The 24,934-nt window shown below is 72.5% G+C and carries 19 protein-coding genes; 11 read left to right on the top strand and 8 right to left on the bottom strand.

Annotation, left to right across the window (positions count from 1 at the left end):
* Window positions 1–11 precede the first annotated feature (11 nt).
* Genes B0I31_RS27830 through B0I31_RS27815 form a run of 4 tightly spaced genes read left to right on the top strand, consistent with a single transcriptional unit; the run spans window position 12 to window position 4,114 of the window.
* Window positions 12–1,352, top strand: a complete 1,341-nt coding sequence (locus tag B0I31_RS27830; RefSeq protein ID WP_106618346.1) for an ABC transporter substrate-binding protein — start codon at window positions 12–14, stop codon at window positions 1,350–1,352.
* A gap of 31 nt (window positions 1,353–1,383) precedes the next feature.
* Window positions 1,384–2,331 carry a carbohydrate ABC transporter permease gene (locus tag B0I31_RS27825; protein ID WP_106618345.1) on the top strand — a complete coding sequence of 316 codons (948 nt, stop codon included), beginning with the start codon at window positions 1,384–1,386 and terminating at the stop codon, window positions 2,329–2,331.
* The gene (locus B0I31_RS27820) at window positions 2,328–3,128 is read left to right on the top strand and encodes a carbohydrate ABC transporter permease (RefSeq protein WP_106618344.1); all 801 of its coding nucleotides are present in this window, start codon (window positions 2,328–2,330) and stop codon (window positions 3,126–3,128) included. The genes B0I31_RS27825 and B0I31_RS27820 overlap by 4 nt, the downstream gene beginning before the upstream one ends.
* Window positions 3,125–4,114, top strand: a complete 990-nt coding sequence (locus B0I31_RS27815; RefSeq protein WP_106618343.1) for a zinc-dependent alcohol dehydrogenase family protein — start codon at window positions 3,125–3,127, stop codon at window positions 4,112–4,114. The genes B0I31_RS27820 and B0I31_RS27815 overlap by 4 nt, the downstream gene beginning before the upstream one ends.
* Before the next feature lie 51 nt (window positions 4,115–4,165).
* On the opposite strand, the gene B0I31_RS40820 is transcribed toward B0I31_RS27815, so the two are convergent.
* From B0I31_RS40820 to B0I31_RS27790, 5 genes are all read right to left on the bottom strand, one after another.
* Entirely contained in the window at window positions 4,166–4,813 is a 648-nt protein-coding gene (locus tag B0I31_RS40820) for a hypothetical protein (protein WP_181320455.1), read from the bottom strand.
* Between the two features lie 200 nt (window positions 4,814–5,013).
* A complete protein-coding gene (locus tag B0I31_RS27805; protein ID WP_245950486.1) occupies window positions 5,014–5,562 on the bottom strand; it encodes a snapalysin family zinc-dependent metalloprotease in 549 nt (182 codons plus the stop codon).
* 68 nt (window positions 5,563–5,630) lie between these two features.
* Complete coding sequence (locus B0I31_RS27800; RefSeq protein WP_181320500.1) at window positions 5,631–9,059, bottom strand: TM0106 family RecB-like putative nuclease; 3,429 nt, start codon at window positions 9,057–9,059, stop codon at window positions 5,631–5,633.
* A 113-nt stretch (window positions 9,060–9,172) separates the two neighbouring features.
* On the bottom strand, window positions 9,173–10,339 hold the full coding sequence (locus tag B0I31_RS27795; protein ID WP_181320453.1) for an aKG-HExxH-type peptide beta-hydroxylase: 1,167 nt from the start codon (window positions 10,337–10,339) through the stop codon (window positions 9,173–9,175).
* Window positions 10,336–11,448: an FxsB family cyclophane-forming radical SAM/SPASM peptide maturase gene (locus tag B0I31_RS27790; protein WP_106618340.1), complete on the bottom strand. Its 1,113-nt coding sequence runs from the start codon at window positions 11,446–11,448 to the stop codon at window positions 10,336–10,338. The genes B0I31_RS27795 and B0I31_RS27790 overlap by 4 nt, the downstream gene beginning before the upstream one ends.
* A gap of 217 nt (window positions 11,449–11,665) precedes the next feature.
* Here B0I31_RS27790 and fxsA point away from each other — a divergent pair, with 217 nt between their 5' ends.
* From fxsA to B0I31_RS27770, 4 genes are read left to right on the top strand one after another with little or no spacing between them, the layout of a single operon-like run.
* The gene (gene fxsA, locus B0I31_RS27785) at window positions 11,666–11,833 is read left to right on the top strand and encodes an FxSxx-COOH cyclophane-containing RiPP peptide (protein WP_106618339.1); all 168 of its coding nucleotides are present in this window, start codon (window positions 11,666–11,668) and stop codon (window positions 11,831–11,833) included.
* Entirely contained in the window at window positions 11,830–15,555 is a 3,726-nt protein-coding gene (gene fxsT, locus B0I31_RS27780; protein ID WP_106618338.1) for an FxSxx-COOH system tetratricopeptide repeat protein, read from the top strand. Before fxsA ends, fxsT begins: the two co-directional genes overlap by 4 nt.
* A gap of 19 nt (window positions 15,556–15,574) precedes the next feature.
* Window positions 15,575–16,537, top strand: a complete 963-nt coding sequence (locus tag B0I31_RS27775) for a hypothetical protein (RefSeq protein WP_106618337.1) — start codon at window positions 15,575–15,577, stop codon at window positions 16,535–16,537.
* Window positions 16,538–16,568: 31 nt separating this feature from the next.
* Window positions 16,569–17,729 (top strand): cation:proton antiporter, encoded by a 1,161-nt coding sequence (locus tag B0I31_RS27770; RefSeq protein ID WP_146173970.1) that lies wholly within the window; start codon window positions 16,569–16,571, stop codon window positions 17,727–17,729.
* Between the two features lie 92 nt (window positions 17,730–17,821).
* Here the strand turns inward: B0I31_RS27770 and B0I31_RS27765 are convergent, their stop codons facing one another.
* The 3 genes from B0I31_RS27765 to B0I31_RS27755 form a co-directional block, all read right to left on the bottom strand.
* The gene (locus tag B0I31_RS27765; RefSeq protein ID WP_146173969.1) at window positions 17,822–20,131 is read right to left on the bottom strand and encodes an ATP-binding protein; all 2,310 of its coding nucleotides are present in this window, start codon (window positions 20,129–20,131) and stop codon (window positions 17,822–17,824) included.
* Window positions 20,128–21,075, bottom strand: a complete 948-nt coding sequence (locus tag B0I31_RS27760) for an ATP-binding protein (RefSeq protein ID WP_106618334.1) — start codon at window positions 21,073–21,075, stop codon at window positions 20,128–20,130. The genes B0I31_RS27765 and B0I31_RS27760 overlap by 4 nt, the downstream gene beginning before the upstream one ends.
* Window positions 21,076–21,322: 247 nt before the next feature.
* The gene (locus B0I31_RS27755; RefSeq protein WP_245950485.1) at window positions 21,323–22,711 is read right to left on the bottom strand and encodes an SDR family oxidoreductase; all 1,389 of its coding nucleotides are present in this window, start codon (window positions 22,709–22,711) and stop codon (window positions 21,323–21,325) included.
* 75 nt (window positions 22,712–22,786) lie between these two features.
* Between B0I31_RS27755 and B0I31_RS40815 the strand changes: the two genes are divergently transcribed.
* Genes B0I31_RS40815 through B0I31_RS27735 form a run of 3 tightly spaced genes read left to right on the top strand, consistent with a single transcriptional unit; the run spans window position 22,787 to window position 24,927 of the window.
* Window positions 22,787–24,151, top strand: coding sequence for a hypothetical protein (locus B0I31_RS40815; RefSeq protein ID WP_181320451.1), 1,365 nt, complete (start codon window positions 22,787–22,789; stop codon window positions 24,149–24,151).
* Window positions 24,148–24,579, top strand: coding sequence for a hypothetical protein (locus tag B0I31_RS27740; RefSeq protein ID WP_106618332.1), 432 nt, complete (start codon window positions 24,148–24,150; stop codon window positions 24,577–24,579). The genes B0I31_RS40815 and B0I31_RS27740 overlap by 4 nt, the downstream gene beginning before the upstream one ends.
* Window positions 24,580–24,585: 6 nt before the next feature.
* On the top strand, window positions 24,586–24,927 hold the full coding sequence (locus B0I31_RS27735) for an MmcQ/YjbR family DNA-binding protein (RefSeq protein ID WP_106618331.1): 342 nt from the start codon (window positions 24,586–24,588) through the stop codon (window positions 24,925–24,927).
* Window positions 24,928–24,934: the final 7 nt, after the last annotated feature.

The raw sequence follows: 24,934 nt of genomic DNA, 5'->3' as shown, positions 1-24,934 counted from the left end.
AAGGCAAGACGATGAAGTCATTGCGGTATGGCGGCCTGGTGGCCGCGGTGCTGATGGTCACGACCGCGTGCGCCGGCGCGGGCGGCGGTGGCGGCGCCGAGAACTCGATCAACGTGCTGATGGTGAACAACCCGCAGATGCAGGACCTCCAGAAGCTCACCGCGGACAACTTCACCAAGGACACCGGCATCACGGTCAACTTCACCGTGCTGCCCGAGAACGACGTCCGCGACAAGATCAGCCAGGACTTCTCCAGCCAGGCCGGCCAGTACGACGTGGCCACGATCAGCAACTACGAGACGCCGATCTACGCCGAGAACGGTTGGCTCACCCCGCTGGACGACTACGTCGCCAAGGACACCGGCTTCGACCAGGACGACGTCCTCGAACCGATCCGCCAGTCGCTGACCGCCGCAGACGGCAAGGTGTACGCGCAGCCGTTCTACGGCGAGTCGTCGTTCCTCATGTACCGCAAGGACGTGCTGGACGCCAAGGGCCTGGCCATGCCGGAGAAGCCGACGTGGCCGCAGGTCGCCGACATCGCCGCGGCGGTGGACGGCGCGCAGCCCGGCATGAAGGGCATCTGCCTGCGCGGCCAGCCCGGCTGGGGCCAGCTGATGGCGCCGCTGACCACGGTGGTCAACACGTTCGGCGGCACGTGGTTCACCAAGGACTGGCAGGCGCAGCTGAACGCGCCGGAGTTCAAGCAGGCCACCGAGTTCTACGTGGACCTGGTCCGCGCGCACGGCGAGGCGGGCGCGCCGCAGGCCGGGTTCGCCGAGTGCCTGAACAACATGACCCAGGGCAAAGTCGCCATGTGGTACGACGCCACGGTCGCGGCCGGGCTGCTGGAGGCCGACGACTCGCCGGTGAAGGGCAAGCTCGGCTTCGCACAGGCGCCGGTGGTGAAGACCGACAGCTCGGCGTGGCTGTACACGTGGGCGTTCGGCATCCAGAAGGCGAGCAAGAAGGCCGACAACGCCTGGAAGTTCGTGTCGTGGGCGTCCGGCAAGGGCTACGAGGAACTGGTCGGGAAGACGCTCGGCTGGTCCAGGCTGCCCGATGGCAAGCGGAAGTCGACCTACCAGCGGCCCGAGTACCTGGCCGCGGGCGGTTCGTTCGCGAAGCAGGCGGAAGCGGCCATCGCGGGCGCCAAGCCCACCGACCCCGGCGTGCAGGAACGGCCCGTGAGCGGCATCCAGTTCGTCGGCATCCCGGAGTTCACCGACCTGGGCACGCAGGTGTCGCAGAAGATCAGCGCCGCGATCGCGGGCGCCACCACGGTCGACGCCGCGCTGGACGAGAGCCAGGCGCTGGCCGAGACCGTCGCCGAGAAGTACCGGGGGAAGTGATGACGAACCCCACCCCCATCGGGAGGACCCGGTGACCGCCCTGCGGGAGGTCGAGGCACCGGCCGGGCCCACGCCGCCGGTGCGGACGGGGCAGTTGGCGGCGGCGGCGCGCTGGGCGCGGCGCGCACCGCTCCTGCCCGCCCTGATCTTCACGATCGTGGTCACCCAGCTGCCGTTCGTGGCCACGCTGGTGATCTCGCTGATGCGCTGGAACTCGCTGGACCCGGCCAACCGCGGGTTCGCGGGACTGGACAACTACACCGCCGTGTTCACCGACCCGGACCTGCGGTCGGCCATCGGGGTCACGGTCGTGCTGACCGCGACCGTGGTGCTGGTCAGCCTCGTCCTCGGGCTCGGGCTGGCCCTGCTGCTGGACCGGAGGTTCTTCGGGCGCGGCGTGGTGCGCACCATGCTCATCGCGCCGTTCCTGGTGGTGCCGGTGGCCGCCGCGCTGCTGTGGAAGCACGCGCTCTACAACCCCGAGTACGGGCTGTTCAACGGTGTGCTGACGTGGTTGTTCGGCGCCGACGCGCCGCAGCCGGAGTGGATCGGCGGCATGCCGCTGCTCGCGGTGGAGGCGTCGCTGGTGTGGCAGTGGACGCCGTTCATGATGCTGATCCTGCTGGCGGGCCTGCAAAGCCGCCCGCAGGACGCGGTGGAGGCAGCGCGCATCGACGGTGCCACGGCGTGGCAGGTGTTCCGCTACCTCACGCTGCCCCACCTGCGGCAGTACCTGGAGCTGGGCGCGCTGCTCGGCTCGATCTACGTCGTGCAGAACTTCGACGCCGTCTTCACCATCACCTCGGGCGGCCTGGGCACGGCCAACCTGCCGTACACGATCTACCAGACCTTCTACCAGGCACACGACTACGGCCAGGCGTCCGCGGCCGGTGTGGTCGTGGTGCTCGGCTCGATCGTCATCGCCACCTTCGCGCTGCGCGTGGTGTCGTCGCTGCTCCGGGAAGAGGTGCGGGCATGAGGCGGCTCCTGGGTCTGGCCGCGTGGGCGGCCGGTCTGCTGTTCTTCGCGCCGGTGGCGTGGATGGTGCTCACGTCGCTGCACAGCGAGCCGGACGCGGCGACCAACCCGCCGTCCCTGGCCGCGCCGATCACGTTCGACGGCTACGCCGAGTTCTTCGACTCGAACCCGTGGCCGCCGCTGGTCAACTCGCTCAGCGCGTCGATCGGCTCCACGGTTCTCGTGCTGCTGCTGGCGATCCCGGCGGCGTACGCGCTCTCGATCAAGAAGGTCGAGAAGTGGTCGGACGTGCTGTTCTTCTTCCTGTCCACCAAGATGCTGCCGGTCGTGGCCGGTCTGCTGCCGATCTACCTGGTCGCGCAGTACACCGGGATGCTGGACAACATCTCGTTCCTGGTCGTGCTCTACACGTCGATGAACCTGCCGATCGCGGTGTGGCTGATGCGGTCGTTCCTGGCCGAGGTGCCGGGCGAGATCCTGGAGGCCGCCGCGCTGGACGGCGCAGGCCTGGTCACCACGCTGCGCCGGGTCGTCGCGCCGGTCGCCCTGCCCGGCATCGCGGCGACGTCGTTGATCTGCTTCATCTTCAGCTGGAACGAGCTGCTGTTCGCCCGCGTGCTGACCGGCGTGGTCGCGGGCACCGCGCCGGTCCACCTCACCGGGTTCGTCACCAGCCAGGGGTTGTTCCTGGCCAAGGTGTGCGCCGCCGCCGTGGTGGTGTCGCTGCCGGTGCTCGTCGCCGGGTTCGCCGCCCAGGACAAGCTGGTCCAGGGCCTGTCGCTGGGAGCCGTGAAGTGAGAGCAGCCGTGATCACCGGTGTCGGCGCGGTGGAGGTCGCCGAGGTGCCCGACCCCGCGCCCGGCCCGCGCCAGGTCGTCGTGGACGTCGCGGCCTGCGGGCTGTGCGGGACCGACCTGCACATCCTGCAAGGCGAGTTCGCGCCGACGCTGCCCGTCGTGCCGGGGCACGAGTTCGCGGGCGTGGTCGTCGAGACCGGGTCGGAGGTCACCGAGGTCGCGGTCGGCGACCGGGTCGCGGTGGACCCCTCGCTGTACTGCCACGAGTGCCGGATGTGCCGGTCCGGGCGCAACAACCTGTGCGAGCGGTGGGCCGCGATCGGCGTCACGACCGGCGGCGGCGCGGCCGAGTACGCGCTGGCGCCGGTGGCGAACTGCGTGAAGCTGCCCGACCACGTGCGGACCGAGGATGCCGCGCTGATCGAGCCGCTGTCGTGCGCGGTGCGCGGGTACGACGTGCTGCGCTCGCGGTTGGCCAGCCGCGTGCTGATCTACGGCTCGGGCACGATGGGCCTGATGATGCTGCAGCTCGGCAAGCTCACCGGCGCGTCGTCCATCGAGGTGGTCGACCTCAACCCGGACCGCCTGGCCACGGCGGAGCTGCTCGGCGTCACGGCCACCGCGACCTCACCCGAGGAGCTGGACCGCCCGGGAGGCTGGGACGTCGTCATCGACGCCACCGGCAACGAGAAGGCGATCCAGGACGGGCTGGCCCGGGTCGCGAAAGGCGGGACGTTCCTGCAGTTCGGCGTCTCCGACTACGCGGCGCGGGTGACCATCGACCCGTACCGCATCTACAACCAGGAGATCACCATCACCGGCTCGATGGCGGTGCTGCACTCGTTCGAGCGGGCGGCCGACCTGTTCGCCACCGGCGTGCTCGACCCGGAGGTGTTCATCAGCGACCGCTTGCCGCTCGCGGACTACGCACCGGCGCTGGCGCGCTTCCAGGCCGGGCAGGGCCGCAAGATCCAGGTGCTGCCGTAGGAACGACTCGGCCCCGGTCACGTGCTCGTGACCGGGGCCGAGGTGTCGGTGCTAGTTGTTGGCCGCGCGCCGGCGCAGCACGATCAGCAGCGCCGCGCCGCCGCCCAGCAGCACGACGCCGATCACCAGCGGGATCGCGATGCTCGCGCCGGTGTTGGCCAGACCGTCACCCGTGTCGCCGACCGGCACGACCGCCGGGGCGGTCGTGGTCGTGGTGGTGGTCGGCGCGGACGGCTCCGTCGTGGTGGCGTCGACCGTCGTCGTGGTGGTCGTGGGCTCGGTCGTGGTCGTGGTGGTCGTGGTGGTCGTCGTCGTGGTGGTGGTCGTGGTCGTGGGGACGACGCACGCCTCGACGGCCTTCGTCTCCTTGAAGGAGTACTTCTGGTCGTCGTAGGCGGTCACCTCGACGACGAACACGCGCTTGACGTCGCCGCCGGCCGAGTACTTGCCCTCGAAGCTGGCGCCGAAGTCCTTGTTCTCCAGCTCCTGGGTGCCGTCAAGGGTGACCTTGACGTGGTTGGCCTTCTGCTGGGTCTGCTGCGCGTAGGCCGTGAGCTTCACGCTGAGGGTGGTCGTGCCGTCCGTGCACGACGCCTCGAGCTTGGGGGTGTGCGCGGAGGCGGGGACAGCGGCGAAGACGGTCGCGGCGACGGCGGCGACAGCGGCGCCGACCAGGGCACCGACTCTGGCGAACTGCATGTGAGGGCTCCTGAGGGAAGGGCTAAGGAGAACCGCGCCACCCTATCGGGTGCTATGTAACAACACGATCCGGGGTTCGGTAACTACTTACCGTGTTTCCGTGATCTGGGTGTCACCGGGACGGTTCATCCTCGCGACAGGACGGAGGACGGGGTGGTGGCCGGGAGTCGCGACCCGCCACCACCCCGCCCGCCGCCTGGTCAGCTCCTCGCGTAGACGTCGGTCGTCAGCGACACCGAGGTGCCGAAGCCGCCCGCGAAGAGCTGGTTCACCCGGTTCGCCTCCTGGGCGTTCGGGTAGGGGTTGCGGCACGACGTGCCCGCACTGCCGCCCGACATCAGGTACGAGCAGATGCCGTTGTAGGTGTCGGGCAGACCGAGGCCGTGTCCGACCTCGTGCGCCACGATCCGCAGCGCCGAGTGACCCGCCGCGATGTCACGCGAGTCGATGTAGATCGTGGCGCACCCGAGCCCGCAGGGATAGGCCCGGGAACCGCCGCCGGTGGTCGCGTAGATCCGGATCGTGGCGCTGCCGCCGCGGACGAGCCGCAGGTTCGGCACGCGGGAGTTCCAGATCTGCGCGGCCTGGTCGGCTTCCGCCGAGTAGCCGGAGGCGCTGTAGTAGACGGTCCTGGCCAGGGCCGACGGCGGCGCGGGAGCGGCCGACGCCGGGCTGACCAGGGCGGTGCCCACCAGTGCGAGGGTCGTGAGCAACGCCCCGACGACGAGGCGCATCACCTTCTTCGTCACACGATCTCCTTCGGTGCAGGGGAAGGTTTTCGTGTGCTATGACCTTAAGAGTGGAACAACGCCAGGTGTCATAGGGTTTGGGCATAGACGCCGTCGATGTCCCACCGCCCGGCGTCGGCCATCAGCCCGATCATCCCGGACACCAGCCGCAGCTGGTCCACGTCGCGGATGTCGGCCTCCACCAGCCGGGGCGAGCACACCACGACCGCGACGGCCTGCGCCCGCGACAACGCCACGTTCAACCGGTTGCGGGACAACAGGAAGTCCAGCCCGCGCGGCAGGTCGACGGCGGCCGACGACGTCATGGTGGTGATCACCACGGGCGCCTCCTGGCCCTGGAACCGGTCCACCGTGCCGACCCGGACGTGCTCGAACCCGTGCTTCTCCAACTCCCGCCGCACCAGGCGCACCTGCAGGTTGTACGGCGCCACCACCAGGATGTCCGAGTCGTCCAACGCCCGCGCGCCCGGCCCGTCCGTCCACAGGCGACCCATCAGCGACCGCACCACGCCCACCACCGCCGTCGCCTCCTCGATGGACGACGTGGTGTTGTGCGAGTGGGGCACCGAGTGGACGTACACACCGGACGGCACGCCGTCGATGCCGCGCGCGGCGGCACTGGGGTGCGCGTGCAGCAGCCCCGCGTACGACAGGTTCGACACCGGCGCGCACACCGCCGGGTGCATCCGCCGCGTCTGGTCCAGGAAGTAGCCCAGCTCCGGTCCGATCACGTCCGCGTCACCGATCAGGTGCCCCAGTGCCGACGCCTCCGCACCGGCCGGGTGCGTGCCCTGCACGACCTGCGGCAACTGCTGCGGGTCGCCCAGCAGCACCAGGTTGCGCGCGCACGTCGACACGGCCAGCGCGTCGGCCAGCGCGAACTGCCCGGCCTCGTCCACGATCAGCACGTCGAACGGCTGCTCGCGCAACGCCGTGTTGGCGAACGTCCACGCCGTGCCGCCGACCAGGTGCCCGCCGCCCTGGTCGTTGCGCCACCGCACCAGCGCCGGGTTGTCGCGCGGCTGCTCCCACGCGCAGTCCTTGGCGGGCGCGCCCTTCGCCCGCTTGGCGGTCGGGATCGGCACGCCCAGCTCACGGCCCGCCGCCAGGGCCGCGCTCAGCACGTTCTCCACGGCCTTGTGGCTGGTCGACGTCACGCCGACGCTGCGCCCGCCGCGGATCAGGTGCGCGATCAGCCGTCCCGCCAGGTAGGTCTTGCCCGCGCCCGGCGGACCCTGCACGGCCAGCGTGGAGCCGTCCAGCGCGTCCACCGCCGCGATCACGTCGGCGATCAGGTCGTCGCCACGCGGCAGCGCACCGGTCTTCAGCCGAGGCGGGGTGCGGCGGATCAGGTCGATGCCGGGGTGCGGCGGTAGCGCCGGCAGCCCGTCCACCACCGCGCGGGCCAGGTCGTAGACCGCCTCGTCCTTCGGCGTCGGCCGGACCGGGCTGCCGGGCAGCACCGCGATGGGCTGCTCACCGTGCACCTCGTCGGGTGCGACGCTCTCCAGCACCACCATGTCCTCGGCGGACTCCTTGACCACGACCGCGTCCCGGGTCACGTTCGCGGGCGTGCCGGGGTAGAGCAGCCGCACCTGGTCGCCCGCCGCGAACGGGTGCGGCCGGTCCGGGTCGCACCACACCTGGAGCTCCCGCTTGGCCTTGCGGACCCGGCCGGACGGCATCGCCCAGTCCTGCGCCCGCACGGAGACCGGCACCGCGCACGCGCTGTCGGACTCCAGCTCGCTCAACGGCGCCGCCATCTGCCGGAAGAAGTCCCACCACGCCGGGTTCGTCTCCCGCCGGTGGTAGCCGACCGCGGCGGCCAGCAGCGCCCGCGCGCGTTCGTCGTCGGTCGCCTCCGCCGGGTTGTCCGGCAGGCCCTCCAGCAGCGGGTCGACCACGGCGGCGAGGCGTTCGGCGCGTTCGGCCCGGCGTTGGGCGGCGATCTCGTCCTCGATCTCCGCGGTGAACGACGGCTCCGGCAAGTGCGGCTCGATGCCCGCCTCGGCGCGGACCTCCAGCAGGAACCGGTAGAGCCGCAGCGTGGAGACGCAGTCGTAGGTGTTGTAGTCGGCGATGCCGGTGAGCACTTCCTCGGCGCGTGCCGGGTCGACGTCGCGAAGCGCCAGGAACTCCTCGTAGGCCTCGATGCTGGAGACGGCCGTGGTCACCTCGCCGGCACGGGCGTCCGGCATGTAGAGCGGTTCCAGGTACTTGATCGAGTACGACCGCTGGGACACGCGCAACGCCTTGCGCACCACGGCGTACAGGTCGACCAGCGCGCCGGAGCGCAGCAGGTGGTCGACGGCGTCCTCACGCGTGCCGTGCAGGGCGGCGAGCTTCTTGAGCGCGTTCACCTCGTACGGCGCGTAGTGGTAGACGTGCGCTTCCGGGTGATCTTCCAACGCCTTCGTGGCGTGGTCGACGAACCGCTCGAACGCGGCCTTCTCCTGCGGGCGGGTGTGCGCCCAGAACGGCGTGAAGCGCGCGTCCGCGTCGACCACGCCGAACAGGTACTCCAAGCCCTCGCCGCCCAGCGCGAACGGGTCGCCCTCCATGTCGAAGAACAGGTCGCCGGGGCTGGGCACGGGCAGCGCGGCCAGGGCTTCCGGCGCGACGACCTCGTAGGCGACCTTGCCGATCGGGTCGTCCTCGGTGCGCGAGTCGTCCTGGATGACCTGGAGCGCGGCCTGGGCGCGCAGGCCGGTGAACGTGGCCGCGGACATCGTCGCGGGCCGGTCGGCGCGGGTGGCGTTGGCCAGCGCGTCGATCGTGCCGAGGCCCGCGGCGACGAGCTTGCGGCGCTGGTCGGTGCGGATGCCCGCGACCAGGGACAGGTCGCGGTCGGCTTCCCGGCCGGTGCCGCAGTGCCTGCCGAACCGGCAGGTGGCGCACGCCGGGCGTTCGTCGTCCCACAGCCGTCCGGGCAGGGTGGCGGGTGCGGCGAGGCGGCCCTCGAGCCGGATCTGGAGGTCGCGGACCAGCGGCAGGAAGTCGGCGACCTGGAACGTCTTGGTGGTGCCGTCGCCGAGCAGCAGGTGCATGGCGGGGCCGGCGTGGTGGCCCAGCGCGTTGGCGTAGGCGGTGAGCTGGACGACGGCGGCCGGGGTGGCGTGCCGGGCTAGCTTGGCGTCGTGCGGCTCGTAGCCGCGGTCGGTGGCGACGAGGAAGTCGGCGCGGCCGTGGAAGCCGTCTGCGTAGAAGACGGCCTGGTAGATCACCGGCGCGCGGTCCGCGATCGCCCGTGCCGTCTGCGCGGCGGCCTGCGTCAGAGCCTCGTGGGTCGGCGCGGGTTGGGGGATCTCGACGACGTCGTGCTCGGCGCGGAACCGGGCCAGCACGGCCTGCTCGTGCGCGTGACCGTGCCGCGTGGCCAGGGTGTTCGTGGTGACGTCCGGTACCGGCGCGTCGGGCAGACCGACTGCGAGCGCGAGCGAGAGCTTGCTCCGGTGGTCGCACTCCAACAGGTCCACCAGGTCCGCGGGGGAGTGCACCAGGTGGCCGTCGGCGGTGAGCATGGCCGGCAGTATCGCGGCCGGACCGGCCAACCTCGCGGACCACACCCGCCCCGCGCGTGTCGAACCCCCAGGCCCCGCGTGTCGAACGCTCAGGACCCCCGAGTTCCGCGTTCGGGAAGGGGTCCGTGGGCGGCTCGCCAGCGTGCCCGGTGGGCGGACGACTCGGCTTCGGCGACCGCCAGCGCGGCCGGGGGGAGCGGTTCGGCGCACCAGGCGCGCAGGACACCGGCCAGCTCGGCGACGAAGCGGGTGCCGGTCGGCGTCAGCTCGTCGCCCGCCAGCAGGGCCTCGGCGGTGATCAGGGCCGCCGAACGCCAGCGCGCGTACTCGACCTGCGCCGCGGGCCCGGGGCGCGAACGCCAGAACCCGGCCACGCCCAAGTGCGCGTACGTGCCGTGCAGCAGGCCGGCCGCCGGCCGCGGGTCTTCCCGCCACGGCGCGTAGAACAACGCCTCCCGCCCCGGCTTGACCAGCGCGAACAGGTCCATCAACGCGACCAGCTTGCTGTGCTGCGCCTCGTGCACGAGCGTCACGGCCAACGTCTCCGCGTCCGGCATCGGCGACAGGAACACGCACCCGAACGCGTCGGCCAACGTCGCGCTGCTCGTCCCCGAGGGCGACGACGGCATCGGCGTCAGCACCGACACGACCTCGGCGACCTCCGCGGCCGACGCCGGGTGGTCGCCCGACAGCAGGTCCCACGCCGAGCCGACCGCGTCACGCCACCGCGGCAGGTCGACCGAAGCGGCCACCGGCAGCTCGTCCGGCACGCCGCCACCGGCCCACAGGTCCACCTGCAACGACAACCCGCCCACGTCGATCTCCGGCAACGGCCGGTAAGCCAACCCGGGCCCCTCCACCACGCCCAACGACGGCAGCGAGAACACGTCCACCGGCGGGAACCGCAAGTCCACCGGCACACCCGCCCGCACCGCCGCCGCGGCCGCGGTGAACGCCAACTCCGCCGGACGGACCTCGGCGTCACCCCGCCGCAGCGCCAACGCCGTGCGCGTCGCCCACGCGCCGACCGACGGGTGGTCCAGCACCCGGTCCACCGCGCCCGGCGCCACCCGCGCCACCTCGCACAGCAGCGCGAACGCCTCCCGCGCCGCCGGTTCCGCCGCGATGGACCGGATCAGCAGCAACGTCCGGCTGCGCCGCGCCAGCCGCAGCGTGCGCACCGCCGACGCACCGCCACCGCCGCGCGCCAGAGCGGTGAAGTCCGAGTCCGACACCCGGAACGGCCCGACGCTCACGCCAACGCCGCCAGGTCCGCCGCCACCCGCGACCGCACGTGCCCGATCAGCCGGAGCAGGTCCGGGCAGTACACCGAGGGCCGGTCGAACCCGGCGCCCGCCAGGAACCGGTGCGCCCGCAGCCCGCCGCCGCACGCCGACACCACCGGGCACCGGCGGCACCGCGCGGACAGCCCCGCCAGCCCCGAACGCCCGGCGCGCACGTCCGGCAGGTCCCACGCCGCGTCGAACGGGTCGCGCGCCACGTGCAGCCCGGTCGCCGAAGCCTCCGGCGAGGACGACGCCAGGATGTCCGACACCTCGACCGCGCCGTCCGCCTCCACCACCACCTGTGCTGTGGGGGTCAACCCGATGCCCTCCACCCCGGAACGCCCGCCCAGCAACACCGACAGCAGCTCCTCGAACAGCCGCACGCGGGTCACCGGCCGGCCGTACCAGACGTCGAACACGGCGATCAGCCAGTCCGCGTACGGCGTGGCCGCCGGATCGGCGACCCGTCCCGGCGGCGGCGCCGACCAGTTGCCGTGCGGCAGCAGGAAATCCACCGCGGGCGGCGAGAATTCCAGCAACGACCCGTAGACCCGCGACGGGTCCGCGTCCACGTCCACCACGCACAGCAGGCCGCCGTACACCTCGGGGAACGCGCGCAACGACGTCAACGCCGCGCGCACCGCCGCCCAACTACCGGTGCCGTCCGGCCGCACGCGGTGCCGGTCGTGCGCTTCCGGTGTGCCGTCCACGCTCACCCCGACCCGGACACCGTGCGCGGAGAACAGCTCCAGGAATCCACGGTCGAGCAAAGTCCCGTTCGTCTGCACGGTGAACCGCACCCGCGCGGGCACGACCGAGCGGAACCGGGTGATCAGCGACTCGATCGCGGCACGTCCGGCGAGCAGCGGCTCACCGCCGTGCAGCACCACTTCCACGTCGGACAACCCGTGCCCGCGCACGTGTTCGGCCACCCGTTCGGCGGTGTGCGCGACTATCTCCGGCGACATCGCCCGCGGCCGGGAACGCCACCGCTGGTCGGCCAGTTCGTAGACGTAGCAGTAGTCGCACGCGAGGTTGCACCTGCTGTGCACCTTGAGCACGAACTGGCGGAACGGCAACGCTTTTCCACCCCCCGGATATTCCGGCCACACCACAAGCAATCCAGACCCCCTCCTGCAATCAAACACAGTGCGCCGCCCGCTGCGTCCGCCAATCGGAGGATTCGCCACGGTGACCGTTGTCGTTCACTACGATGGGAAGTGCGCCGCCGGCGTTGCCGGCAATCAGGCGACTGCGGTGAAAACCGCAGCTTTGCGGTGAGGGGGTACGTCGGACATGGCAGCCGAACCAGTCCTGGAGTCCGAGCTCCTGGACGTCACGGGCGTCGACCTGGACCGGTTGGCCGATCTGCCGGACACCGCGCTGCGCGCCGCGCTGCACCGGATCCTCGCGGAGAACGCCGAACTGCCCGACCGTTTCGCGGCTTTTGAGAGTTCTCTGTGAGAACGGCGGCGGCCCACCTCGGCGTCACCGCCTTCCTGTCGGCGACCGGCGGGACCGGCCGCACCAGCGCGGTGGCCAACCTGGCGTGGACGCTGGCCGCCGCCGGGCAGCGGGTCCTGGTCGTGGACTGGGGCTCGGAGGTGCCGCGGGTGCGCGAGTACCTGGAGCCGTTCCTGGTGGCCCGCCTCGGCCTGCCGGAAGCGTTGGGCCGCGGGCTGTCGGCCGCCTACCGGGCCGATCCGGTCGGCGAGGACACCCCGGCACCCGTCGTCGAGCGGTTCGCGCCGCCCGCGGGCGACGTCACGGCGCCCGGCCACATCGACGTGGTGTCGCCGATACCGGTCGACGCGGCGGGCCGCCCGAGGCCCGAGACCCGGCACGGTGACGCGGGCGTGATCGCCGAGCTGCGCGCGCGGCTGGCCGAGTCCGACTACGACCAGGTGCTGATCGACGCGCCGACCGGCGCGGGCGACGAGACGCTGACGCTGATCGCGACGCTGTGCGAGCTGGCCGTGGTGTGCTTCCGCCCCCGGCCGCGGGCCATCGCGGACGCGGCGGACCTGGCCGCGCGGCTGCGCCAGCGGGCGCCGATCCGGATCGACGTGGTGCCGGTGGCGACGCTGTTCGACGACGCCGACGAGTTGTCGCGGGCGCAGCGCATCCGGTCGGCGATCCACGCCGCGTTCGCCGAACTGCTGGCGGGCCAGGTGAAGCGGGTGCCGGACGGCGGCACGATCGAGATCCCCTACCGCCCGTTCGACGCGTTCGACCCGCTGCTGGCGATCCTGGTGGAGGAGCCGACCAGCGGCGGCGCGCTGGAAGCCCAGTACGGCAGGCTCGCCGCGGCGGTCACCGGTGGCGCGGTCACCGAGGTGGTCCCGGTGTCGCCGGTGCTGCGCGCCCGCTACCGGCGGGTGTTCGGGCTGACGTCGACCACCGAGCCGGACCGGGTGGTGCTCGTGCACGCGCCGCGTGACCGGGCCTGGGCGGACTGGGTGCGCGGCCAGTTGGAGCGCGCGGGCGCGCAGGTGCGGCGCCTGTCCGACGCGGGCGAGTGGTTCGCCGCCGACGTGCCGCCGGGCGTGGTGATCCTGTCGTCGCCGCACCTCGGCCCGGTCGAGCTGCCCGCCCTGCCGCTGACCGTGCTGCGGCTGCGGTTGTCGGAGGACGCCGCCGACGACGGTGGACTGGCGGTGCACGACCACACGCCGGAGACGTTGAGCGCCCGGCTGCTCAGCCACTTCGGCCTGATCGACCGGCCCGGCACCGTGCACGAACCGGGCATGCGGGTGCCGGGCAGCGACCCGGCGGTGTTCGACCTGCCGCCGCGCCACCGCGGTTTCGTGGGCCGCGACGAGGACCTGGAGGCGTTGCGCGACCAGTTCACGGCGGCGGGCGACGGGCGCGTGGTGGTCACGGTCGACGGCGTGCCGGGTGTCGGCAAGAGCGAGTTGGCGCTGGAGTACGCCTACCGGTTCTCGTCGGACTACGCGGCGGTGTGGTGGCTGTCCGCGCACGACCGGCAGTCGGTGCTGACGGGCCTGGCGGAGCTGGCGGTGCGGCTGCGCCAGCCCGGCTCCACCGACTACGGCACGCTGTCCGCGCTGGAACGGCTGTCCAACGACCCGGCCTACGCGCGGTTCCTGCTGGTCTACGACAACGCCGACGACCCGGACGTGATCGCCGACCTGCTGCCGTCCGGCGCCACCGGGCACGTGCTGATCACCTCGGCGCCGGCGGACGGGCCGGCCGTCGAGCTGGTGCCGATGCGTGCCGACGACAGCGTGCGGCTGCTGCTGGACCGCGTGCCGGGGTTGACCGAGTCCGACGCGCGCCGGGTCGCGGACGCCGTCGACCACCTGCCGTTGGCGCTGGACCTGGCGTCGTGCTGGCTCGGTGAGACGGCGCGGGCCGAGGTCGGCGCGGGTTCCCGGGACGCGGACGCGGCGACCTGGGCCACCCGCACGCTGTTCGAGCGACTCGGTGAGTCCGAAGTGGATGGTGTGGCGCGGGTCGTCGACGTCGCGGTGGACGCGTTGCGGGACAACGCCACCGGTCGGCTGGCGGTGCTGGTCGCCCAGCTGTCCTCGTTCCTCTCGCCGGAAGGCGCCGACCTCGGGCTGGTGCGCTCGCCCGCGTTCCTGGGCCGGGTGGTCGCCGCGGGCGGCGTGGACGCCGAGCCGCTGGAGCTGGACGCCGCCGAGATCGACCGGGTGCTCTGGTACGGCGCGCGGTACGGGCTGTTCCGCGTCGACTGGGGCGACCAGTACTCGCTGCGCCTGCACCGCGTGGTGCAGCGCGCGCTGCGCGACCGGATGAGCCCCGCCGAACGGGAACAGCGGCAGGCCGACGTGCTGGCCGCGCTGGCCGCGTTGGCGCCGACCGAGGTGGAGGACAAGTCGCCGACCCGGCACGCCCGGTTCGCCGAGCTGCAGAAGCACGTCATCCCGTCCGGCGCGCTGGGCAGCGGCGACCCGAAGGTGCGCCGCTGGCTGGTCAACCAGGTGCGGTTCCTCTACACCGACGGCGGCGCGGGCGTGCGGCGGGCCGCGCTGGGACCGGGGCGCGCCCTGCTGGACGCGTGGACCCGGCGGTTCGGCCCGGCCGACCCGCTGCGCAACCGGCTGGCCGCCGAGCTTGCCAACGTGCACCGCGTGCTGGGCGAGCCGACCGAGGCGCTGCGGCTGGACGACCTGGCGCTGGCCCAGCAGCGGCGCGCCCTGGACCTCACCCACCCCCGTCCGCTGATCACGGCCCGCGGCCGGGGCGGTGACCTGCGCGGGCTCGGCCTGTTCGCCGAGGCGCTGGCCGAGGACCAGGCGACCTGGGAGAGCCTGCGCACGGTGCTCGGCGAGGACCACCCGGACACCCGCCGTGCGGCGAACAACCTGGCGTCCTCGATGTTCCTGTCCGGTGACGCGGCGGGCGCGCTCGCGCTGGAGGAGGACAACTACCGCAGGCGTCGGAGGCTGTTCGGGACGGGCGACCCGCGCACCTGGGCCTCGCTCGCGCAGATCGGGCTCTACCAGCGAGAACTGGGTCGCTACCCGGAGGCGCTGGACTCTTTGCTGTACGCGTCGCAGCAGCTGCAGGCGTTGCGGCACGAGCTGAACCAGGTGCAGATCGCCGTGCAGTGGAACCGCGCGATCGCGCTGCGGCTGGTCGGCCGGGCCAAGGAGGCCAAGGAGCGCACCGGCAAGGCGCTGCGGGACTACCGCGAAGTCCTCGGCGCGCACCACCCGTACACGTTGGGCTGCGCGTTGAGCTTCGCCGCCGACCACCGGAGGGTGGGCGTCGACCCCGAGTTGGCCGCGGAGCTCGCGCGCACCGCGCTGAACGGCTTCCAGCAGCACGTCGGGCTCCGCGACGATCACCCGTTCGTGGCGCTGTGCCGGCTCGGCCTCGGCCTGGCGCTGCGCGCGGCGGGCGACCCGGCGGGCGCGGTGGGGCAGGTGGAGGCCGCGACGGGGACGTTGCGCTCCAAGCTCGGCGACACGCACCCGTGGACGTTGGCGGCGGCCGTGGACGAGGCTCGGGTGCTCGCCGCGGCAGGCGAGGAGGACCGGGCGGCCGAACTGATCGCCGCGACCCACACCGCCTGCCTGGAGTTCCTGGGGCACGATCACCCGCACACCGCCGCGGCGGCGCACAACCTGCGGCTCGCGGCGCACCCGACCGACCAGGACTGGCGGGAGTGCGATGTCGACGTCCCGCACACCTGAGCGCGCAGGAAGGACCGGCGTGGAGCTGCACGAGGAGCAGGCCGAGCACGTCGGCCCGGAGTTCGACCTGGCCAGGCAGGCGTGCCGTGAGGCGATCGCGGACACCCCGGCGCTGCACTACCTCGCGCACTACAGCAGCGGCGTGTTCGACTTCGGCGTCGACGCCCTCGGCGATCCGCCGTCCGCGCCGGACGCGTTGCCCGGCGGCACCCGGCGGGAGGAGCTGAAGCGGCTGGGCAGGCACCTGACGTTCCAGGTCGCCACGCTGGACCGGGCGTTGCAGGACGTGCGCACGGGCCGGCTGATCCGCACCGTGCTGCACACCGAGGAGGGCGCGCTGTTCTGCGACTCCGTCGTGCCGACCGAGCACGTCGTCGGCCTGGTGCTCGACCACGCGGGCGCGGGGCCGCTGTTCGGCCACCCCGCGGTGGACGAGGCGGACCGGGCGGTGGCCGCGCTCGCCACCCGGCTGCGCGCCCAGCTCAGCCTCGGCTCGCTCAACCCGGGCGGGTGGGACAGCGCGGCGGACGTCGTGCCGCTGCCGGTGGAGGAGGACGTGAGCGCGCACGTGACGGCGGGGGAGGGCCCGCTGACGGCGTGCCTGGCGGCGGTGCGGGCGCAGGACCTGCACCTGGTCGCGCACGTCGTCGACGGTGAGGTGCGGGCGATGGTGGACTGCCTGGGCGACCCGTCGCTGGCGCCGTTCTTCAAGCAGGTCACGGTGGACGCGCGGCGCCGGTTCTACCACGGGTTCGTGCAGGAGCTGGGCGCGTTGACGACCAAGCTGAACCGGGCGGTGAGCCCCGTCGTCGGCGGCCTGATGGCACGGCTCGTGCTCGACGTCGAGATGGGCGCGATCTACTACTACCGGTTGCGTTCCGGCGAATACCTGGTCGGCGTGACTATCGATCAGGCACGGGTGCGGGCGGCGGATGATCGAATGTCCGCTTTGGCCGAAGAACTCACTCCAATCGGTCCTTGAACGCTCATCCACCGCTGCCTACCGTGGAATGGTGACGCCCGTGATCCGTTCGGCCGCACTTCTCTCGGCCCTGGCCGCGGGCTGGCTCGTCGCGTGGCAGTTGGGACTGCGCGAAGTCGATCGCTCACCGGTGTACGGATTCTTCATCACCGCGTTGCTCGGTTTCGGTTTGTACGCGAGCACGAGCGGGATCGTGATCTCGGAATTCCGCAGGCAACTCCGCACGGTAGTGATCGCGGTCACACTCGGTGTGTTGGCGAAAGTCGCGCTGATCTTCGCCGTGATGTTCTTCGTGTTCCGCGATCCGAGCCACCTGATCCTGGCCGTGGCGGTGGCGCAGATCGACCCGCTGTCGGTCGCCGCGATGCGGGCCAAGTCGCGGATGTCGGACTCGGCGAAGGCGCTGCTGTCGGCGTGGGCGTCGTTCGACGACCCGATCACCGTGCTGCTCACCGTGTACATCACCGCGTTCGCGCTGAACGGCGGCGCGGTCGGCGGCGTGGGGTCGTTCGCGGTCAACCTGGTGCTGAACCTGGCGCTGGCCGGGGTGGCGTTCATGCTGTGGACGCTGGTGGGCGGACGGGTGCGGCGGGCCGAAGCCGGTGGGCGCGCGGTCCGGTACGCGGTGCGCGCCGTGATGGTGGTGGCGGTGCTGGCCCTCGGGTTCGTCGCGGTGCAGTACTCGCTGCTGCTGGCGTTGGCGCTGCTGGGCCTGTTCTTCCGGCCGAACCTGGGCCGGTGGGTCGACGGGCTGGCGGAGACGGGCATGTTCCTGGCGATCGCCGCGGTCGGGTTGGTGCTGGCGGCGGAGTTCAGCTGGGTGCTGGCCGGGGTCGGCGCGGTGCTGGGCGTGGCGGCGTTCGGCGCACAGGCCGCCGTGGCGTTCGCGTTGACGGTGCCGAAGAGGTGGCGCGGCGACCGGGTGCGGCTGGCGCTGGGCCAGCAGAACGGCCTGACCGCGATCATCCTGGCGCTGCTGCTGGAACCGACGTTCCCGGGCGCGATCGCCGTGGTCGCGCCGGCTGTCGTCGTGGTGAACCTGCTGCACGCCGTCACGAACGGCGCCTACGACCGCGCCACCGCTCCCCGTCCCGCACCCACGCCCGCCCCGAAGCGCATCCCGCGCGTACCGCTCAACCCAACGCCCGCTCCGCAGGTCGCTACGCCCTACCGGGTGAAGCACACGCCCTGAGCGTTCAACTCACACGGTCCGAACGTAGGACACGCGCGTGTCCAACGCCCGGAACGCACGTGTCCAACGTTGCGGCACCCCGAGTGGAACGTTCAGGTCAGGCGGGACGAGCGGAAGACGGCGCGGCGGACGCGGGGGCTCAGGTTGCGCAGTGCCTCGTGCACGCGGGTCCGCCGCGAGCCCTGGCTCACCTCGGCCACCAGCCCACCCGACCGGGCCGACCACGGCGGCAGCTTGAACAGCGGGTCCAGCAGGAACAGCGGCAGGAACTCCACGATCCCGTCGTAGATGCCGCACAGCTCCTCCAGCCGGTCCTCCGCGTCGGCGTCCTCGGCCGAGGAGTACCACTGCGAGACCGCCGCCCGGAACGCCTGCACCGCCTTCTGCATGAACACCGCCTGCGTCGCGGCCTGGGCGAACTCCGGTGTCCGCAGCCGCCGGTGCACCGCCTCCTGGGTGGTGGTCGGCGCGTGGTCGAACGCCTCCTCGAACATCACGTCGACCTGCGTCAGGTCCTCCAACGCGTCCACCGCGTCCCGGAACAGCCGCTCCACCTCGCCCGGCAGCCTGCTCGCCGACGACTCGACCTCACGGACCGGCGTGCCGCCCGACGTCCCAGAAGCACCGCCCGCCAACGCGGCCAGCTGCCGCTGGATCGCGCCGAGCTGCCGGTCCGACGACGCGCGCACGCCGTCCATGTGCTCGGCCAGGTGCTCGATGAACCCGTAGATGCTGGACTGCTGCTTGGCCAGCTGGTCCATCCGCCACCGCAGCGCCGACATCGGGTCCGTGTCGCCGCCCAGCCGCCGTCCCGTCGCGCTCACCAGCGCCTTGAAGTCGTCGGCGAACGTCCGGTCGACGTACACCAGCGGCTCCCGGCCGAGCAGTTCGCGCAACTGGATCGCCACGCCGTCCGCCACCACGCCGTTGACCAGCAGGATCAGCTCGGCGTCCGGCTCGGCCTCGCGCACCGTCGACACCCGCCGCAGCACGGCGGCCACGTCCGCGTTGTCCAGCAGCGACCGGGTGATCAGCACGGCGCACCCGCCGGCGTGCTCGGGGAAGGTGACCCAGAAGTCCGCCAGCGACTCCTCGGCCACGCCGAGCAGGTGCCGGTGCAGGTAGTCCAGTCCTCCCGCGTCGAGCAGCCTGCGCACCACGCCGTCGATGTCGTCCGAGCTCAACGACCCGAACAGGTCACGGGCCGCCTGCCGCACCATCTCCTCGGTGACGGTGAACTCGCCGCCGGGCGCGTGGGACAGGTCGTCGGCCATCCGGAACACCCGGTGGCACAGCCGGATCACGTTGCGCGCGTTGCCCCGCGCGATGTCCCGCAGGTACCGGGTGGTGTCGACGGTGAACGGCGCCAGCTGCCGCGTGCCGAACGCCTGCTGCTGCGCCAGCTCGATGAACTCGCGCACCTCGCGCTGGCTCAGCCCGGACATCACCACCGTGTACGGGATGCGCTGCCGCACCGCGGGCGGCAGCACGGACTTGAAGTCCGGCAGCCCGCACAGCACCAGGCACGCCCCGGCCTTGGCGAACACCTGCAGCAACGTCTGGAACGCGGCCATGGTCCCGGCCTGCGGGCGGCTGTCCGCGGAGAAGATCTTGTCCAGCTCGTCGACCGCCAGCACGAACCGCCGCTGCCTGCCGCCGAACAGCAGGGCGAACACGCCCATGGCCTCGAGCGCGGCCACCTCGGTGTCGATCGGCGTGGTGATGCCGCGTTCCACCAGCACCTGGTCCGGCGTGCCGCCGAGCAGCCACGACCACACCGAGTGCTCGAACCCCGGCCGCAGCAGCAGCGTGAGCGCGGTGCCGAAGTCCTTGTTGTTGGTCACCTCGCGCAGCGTGTCCTGGACCTTGCGCAGCAACGCGCTCTCCATCAGGCCCAGCCGTTCCACGACCTCCTGCGGCTCCAGCTGCCTGCTGCCGAGCCACTCCAGCATGTCGCTGGTCAGGCCGCTGCTCTGCAACGAGTCCGCGACGATGTCCGCGTAGTACTCGCTGACCTGCGCCCGCACGCCCTCGCGGCCGAGCTTCTGCATGAACCGCCGGTACAGCTCGATGAAGCTCTCCGCGGTCGCGTCGAGGTACAGCGCGTGCGTCGGGTCGGCCAGCACCTGCCGGGCGTGCCGGACCAGCCGCACGGCGAGGTGCGTCTTGCCGGTGCCGTAGTCGCCCAGCACGGCCACCACGGTGCCGGTGCGGTCACGTCCGCCGCGCGTGGGCGGCGCGTCGAGGTACGACGCGAGGTGCGCGAGCGCCTGCCGCGTCGCGTCGGTGGTGATCGCCACGTCGACGGCGTCGGGATCGGCGTCGAAGTCCGTGATCCGCGCGACCGCCATCGGCGAGAAGGGGTTCTTCCGCGGGGGCGGTAGATCGCTGCGAGCGCTCATGGCCCATTCACCGGTCCATTCCGGGACTTGTGGTTCAAGAACGCCCTGATGTCCTCGACGGTCACCAGGTCGGCCTCGGTGTAACCCAGTCCCGTTCCACGTTTGTGTTCGTAGGTGCCGTGCAAGAACCTCTGCAACATCGCGACCGATTGGCAGTGCTTCTCCACCAATTTGATCGCGTCGTCGCTCAACCGCGGATAGGTGCCCGTTCCCGCGTGCCGGGTCAGCCGGTCTTCGGCGAACCGCTGCGCGTCACCGGGATCGAGCGGGCCGACGTGCAGGGAGATCGGCGGCACCCACGTTTCCAGTTGGCGCACCACGTCCGCCACCTCGTCCGTGCCCAGGTAGGCGGATTCGGTCAGGAACAGCACTTTCGCGCTGTTCAGCGTCCGCGCGTACCGGATCACCTCGTCCACCAGCTCGTTCGGGCTGGGCAGCAGCACCACCAGCGCGACCTCGTCGCGCAGTGCCCGGCCCAGGCGCGGGAACACGCGGCTCGGCACGTCCCGCACGTCGGCCAGCCGGTCCTCGCTGTCCTGGCGCAGCGCGCCGTGGTCCACCAGCAGGTCGAACATCCGGTCGCACACCTCGGCGGTGCGCTCGTCGATGGACAGCTCCCGGTCGGTCGGCAGGCAGCCGGTCAGGTCCAGCACCACGCCGCGCATCCCGCGCCGCTCCAGCTCGCCGGCGACCCAGTCCGCGCACCGGTTGACCAGCGCCGTCTTGCCGCAGCCCGATTCGCCGGTGACCAGCGCGAGCCGGCCGTACTCCAGCATCACGCCCAGGTCGCCCATCGCGTGGCGGAAGTGCTCGAACGCGGCCTCGGTGCCGTCCACGGGCACGTAGTAGTCGCGGTGCGCGGGCCGGTGCCACGGCCGCAGCGGGCGCATCGGGGTGGCCTCCCAGCCCGGCAGCGGGAACGGGTTGACCCGGGGCGCGGTCACCGCGGCCCTCCCGACCCGGTCACGGTCACGCGCGGCAGCACGGCGGCTCGACCGGCCCGCCCGCCGTCCATGCCCACCCCCGTCGCCTCGCGGCGGCCTAGCGAAAGCTTCAGCGTACCGGCGGAGAGTCGCACACGGGCACGGATCCGTTAACCGGTGCACCCCGTTCGGCCCATTCCGATTACTGCGGTCGGGAATGACCGGAATGGGCGTGCGAACGCTGCGGTGAACGGGTGCGGCGATCGGCTCACCAAGGGGAGGGCGCGTAGTCCTTCAGGAAGCAGCCGTACAGGTCTTCGCCCAGTTCGCCGCGCACGATCGGGTCGTACACCCTGGCCGCGCCGTCGACCAGGTCCAGCGGCGCGTGGAAGCCCTCCGCGGCCAGCCGCATCTTGGTCGGGTGCGGCCGCTCGTCGGTGATCCAGCCGGTGTCGACGGCGGTCATCAGGATGCCGTCGACGGTCAGCATCTCCTCGGCGCTGGTGCGGGTCAGCATGTTCAGCGCGGCCTTGGCCATGTTGGTGTGCGGGTGGCCCGGCCCCTTGTAGGCGCGGCTGAACTGGCCTTCCATCGCCGACACGTTCACCACGTACTTGCGGCGCGCGGGCGAGGCGGCCATCGCGGGGCGCAGCCGGGAGATCAGGATGAACGGCGCGGTGCTGTTGCACAGCTGCACTTCCAGCAGCTCGACCGGGTCGACCTCGTCCACCCGCTGGACCCAGCTGTTGACCGGCGCCTCGTCCGGCACCAGGCCGCCCGCGTCGATCTCCTTGGACCCGACGGTGAGGGCCAGCGCGGTGACCGCGGGGATGGTGTCGGCCAACGTGCCCGCCAACGCCACCGGGTGCGCGGACAGGGTGTGCCCGAACGTGACCAGCTCCGGCAGGGGACCGGACGGGAGCGCGGCGGACTCGGCCTCGACCAGCGGCGCGTAGGCGCCCGCCGACCGGCGCACGGTCTGCGCGGCGTTGTTGATCAGGATGTCCAGCGGTCCGGCGGCGGCCACCTCGTCGGCCAGTTGCACGACCTGGGCCGGGTCGCGCAGGTCGATGCCGACCACGCGCAGCCGGTGCAGCCAGTCGGCGCTGTCGGGCATGGACGCGAACCGGCGCACCGCGTCACGCGGGAACCGGGTGGTGATGGTGGTGTGCGCGCCGTCGCGGAGCAGCCGCAGCGCGATGTACATGCCGATCTTGGCCCGCCCGCCGGTGAGCAGGGCGCGCTTGCCGGTGAGGTCCGCGCTCTGGTCGCGCTTGGCCCGGTTCAGCGCCGCGCAGTCCGGGCACAGCTGGTGGTAGAAGGCGTCCACCTCGGTGTACCGCTTCTTGCACGTGTAGCAGGACCGGGCGCGCAGCAGCGTGCCCGCCTTCGCGCCCGGCTCCGGCTCGCGCAGCAGCAGGCCGCGGGTCTCGTCGTCGATGCGCGACGGTGAGCCGGTCGCGGTGGCCTCGATGACGGCGCGGTCGGCGGCGGTGACCGAGGCGCGCCGGTCGGCCTTGCGGCGTTTGCGCAGGCTCTTCCAGATGCCGGCGGTGGCCCGGCGGACGGCTACCGCGTCGGGGTGCTCGGTGTCCAGTTCGTCCACTTGGGCGAGCACCCTCAGGGCGATTTCCAGTTCGGCGGGGTCAATCGACACGCCGAGCACTCTACCTGCGAGGAATTCGCGCCCGGACGGGTGAAATTCGCGTGAGGCACCGCTAGGGTGCCCGGCATGCCTACAGCGGGTACCGGCCCACGGGTGCGGCGACTGGCCCATCCCGATGCCGACATCCGGGCGCGCGCCCTCGGCCTGCCCCGCGGACGCCCGGTCCTCGCGGTGTTCGGCTCGGCCGACACCCCGGACACCGAACTCGCCGCCGCCGTGCTCCCGGTGCTGCGTGCGGTGCTCGCGGCGGCGGCCGGCGCGGACGCGGTCGTGATCACGGCGGGCGCCGACGTCGGCGTCACGCACCTGCTCGGCCTGGCCGCCGAGTCGCTGGACGGGCGGTGGCCCCGGATGGTCGGCGTCGCACCGTCCGGGCGGGTGGCCGCGGAGGACGCGGAGCCCGCGGAGGGTGAGCTACGGCTCAACGTGAACCACGACACGGCGGTGCTCGTGCCGGGCTCCAAGTGGGGTGAGGAACGGCCCGCGCTGTTCCGCGCGGTGGACGCCGTCGCCGGGTCCAAGCGCCCGGCGCTGGCGCTGCTGATCGGCGGTGACGACCTGGCGCGGGCCGCGCTGGTCGACCACCTGGGCCGGGACCGGCCGCTGCTCGTGCTCGCCGGCACGGGCGGCCTGGCGGACGAGATCGCCGGAGGCCCGCCACGCGCCGCCGCCGCCCCGACAGCCGCACCCACCGCGCAGGCCGACGTCACCGCCGCCGCCGCCGAGGTCGTCGCGGCCGAAACCGGTGCCGAGACCGCGGTCGCCCAGACCGCCGCCACCGGGGACGCCGCCACCGGGCGCGACGACGACCTCGAGGTGCTCGTCCGCAGCGGCCAGGTCGCCGTGGTGCACCTGGACGAGGGCGCGGACAAGGTGACGGCCGTGGTGCGGCGGGTGCTGGGCAACCGGCCCGGCGCCAAGCTGCACGCCGACGTGCCGCCGCCCCCCGTGTGGCCGCGGGTGCGGTTCCGGGCGCCCGAGCCGCGCCCGGTCATCGACCCCGGCTACGTGCTGGACTACCCGCTGCTCGCCGACGCGATCCACGAGGCGAACCAGGTCGTTGCGCCCGCGCTGCACGAGTGCGAGGTCGCCGCCCTCAGATCACGTGAACGCGCACGGCTGCTGGTCGTGCTCGCCATCGCCGCGGGCTTCGGCACCACGGTGTTCGCCGCCTCGCAGGTCTGGCTGCGCGACCAGCCGTGGCCCGGTGTGCTGCTCGCCGTGTCCGGCGCGGCGGCGGCCGTGCTCGCGGTGGTGGCCCGTGCCGGGGAGGAACCCGACGCGAAGGTGCGGGCCGAGCAGCTGCGCGCCTTGTACTTCGACCACCTGGCCGCGCCACCCGCCGTCGACCAAGCCGAGCGCGACGAGCGCGCCCGCGAGTTGGCGACGGCCGTGGCACGGCTCCGGCACGAATCGGTGAGCCGCACATGACCAACGCCGGATCTCCGACCGCGGCCGACGACCACCGCGAGCAGTTCCTCCGCGCCTACCTGCGCCACCGCGTCGCCGAACGGCTCGCCGGGTTCGAGCAGGCACAGGCCCGCTACACGACGGCACGTCGCTGGACCACGGGCCTCACCGTGCTGCTGTTCACCGGCGCGGCGGCGTTGGGCGCGGTGGCCGTGGCCGACGACGGGCGGCGCGCGCTGTGGGCGTTCCTGGCCACGGTGGCGGCCGCGCTGGCGACCGCGATCACCGTGTACGAGGCGGCGTTCTCGTTCCGCGCGTCGTCCCGCCGGTCCGCCGACGGCGTGGCGTTGCTGCACCTGCTGCAGGCGCACGGCGCACCGGAGGGCGAGGACGGCGTCAACGCGTTCCGCACCGAGGTGGAGAGCGTGCTGCGGCACGCGGACCGGTGATGGCCGGTGTCGACCGTTGACGACGTGCGCCGCATCGCGCGGTCGCTGCCGCGCACCGAGGAGGCGGTGGTCCGGGACCGGGTGAAGTTCCGGATCGGCCGGATCGTGTACCTGGCGCTGTCGCGCGACGAGCGGACGCTGGGTTTCGCGTTCCCGAAGGAGGAGCGGGACGCGCTGGTGGCCGCGGAGCCCGCCAAGTACCACCTGCCCGCGCCCTCCGACCTGCGGTACAACTGGGTCGAGTGCACCCTGGCCGCGATCGACGACGACGAGCTGGCCGAACTCGTCGTGGACGCGTGGCGAATGTGCGTGCCCAAGCGTGTAGCCGCCGCGCACCTCGGTCTATAGGTTCTGG

This window comes from Saccharothrix carnea (assembly GCF_003014735.1).
Taxonomy (GTDB): Bacteria; Actinomycetota; Actinomycetes; order Mycobacteriales; family Pseudonocardiaceae; genus Actinosynnema; species Actinosynnema carneum.
The sequence above is the reverse complement of the archived record's forward strand: the minus strand, read 5'-3'. Positions and strand labels throughout refer to the sequence as shown.

Excerpts from the sequence above, each read along its gene's own strand:
- B0I31_RS27830 (WP_106618346.1), top strand. The coding sequence starts at position 12 with ATGAAGTCATTGCGGTATGGCGGCCTGGTGGCCGCGGTGCTGATGGTC.
- B0I31_RS27820 (WP_106618344.1), top strand. The coding sequence starts at position 2,328 with ATGAGGCGGCTCCTGGGTCTGGCCGCGTGGGCGGCCGGTCTGCTGTTC.
- B0I31_RS40820 (WP_181320455.1), bottom strand. The coding sequence starts at position 4,813 with ATGCAGTTCGCCAGAGTCGGTGCCCTGGTCGGCGCCGCTGTCGCCGCC.
- fxsA (WP_106618339.1), top strand. The coding sequence starts at position 11,666 with ATGGCAGCCGAACCAGTCCTGGAGTCCGAGCTCCTGGACGTCACGGGC.
- B0I31_RS27765 (WP_146173969.1), bottom strand. The coding sequence starts at position 20,131 with ATGAGCGCTCGCAGCGATCTACCGCCCCCGCGGAAGAACCCCTTCTCG.
- B0I31_RS40815 (WP_181320451.1), top strand. The coding sequence starts at position 22,787 with ATGCCTACAGCGGGTACCGGCCCACGGGTGCGGCGACTGGCCCATCCC.
- B0I31_RS27740 (WP_106618332.1), top strand. The coding sequence starts at position 24,148 with ATGACCAACGCCGGATCTCCGACCGCGGCCGACGACCACCGCGAGCAG.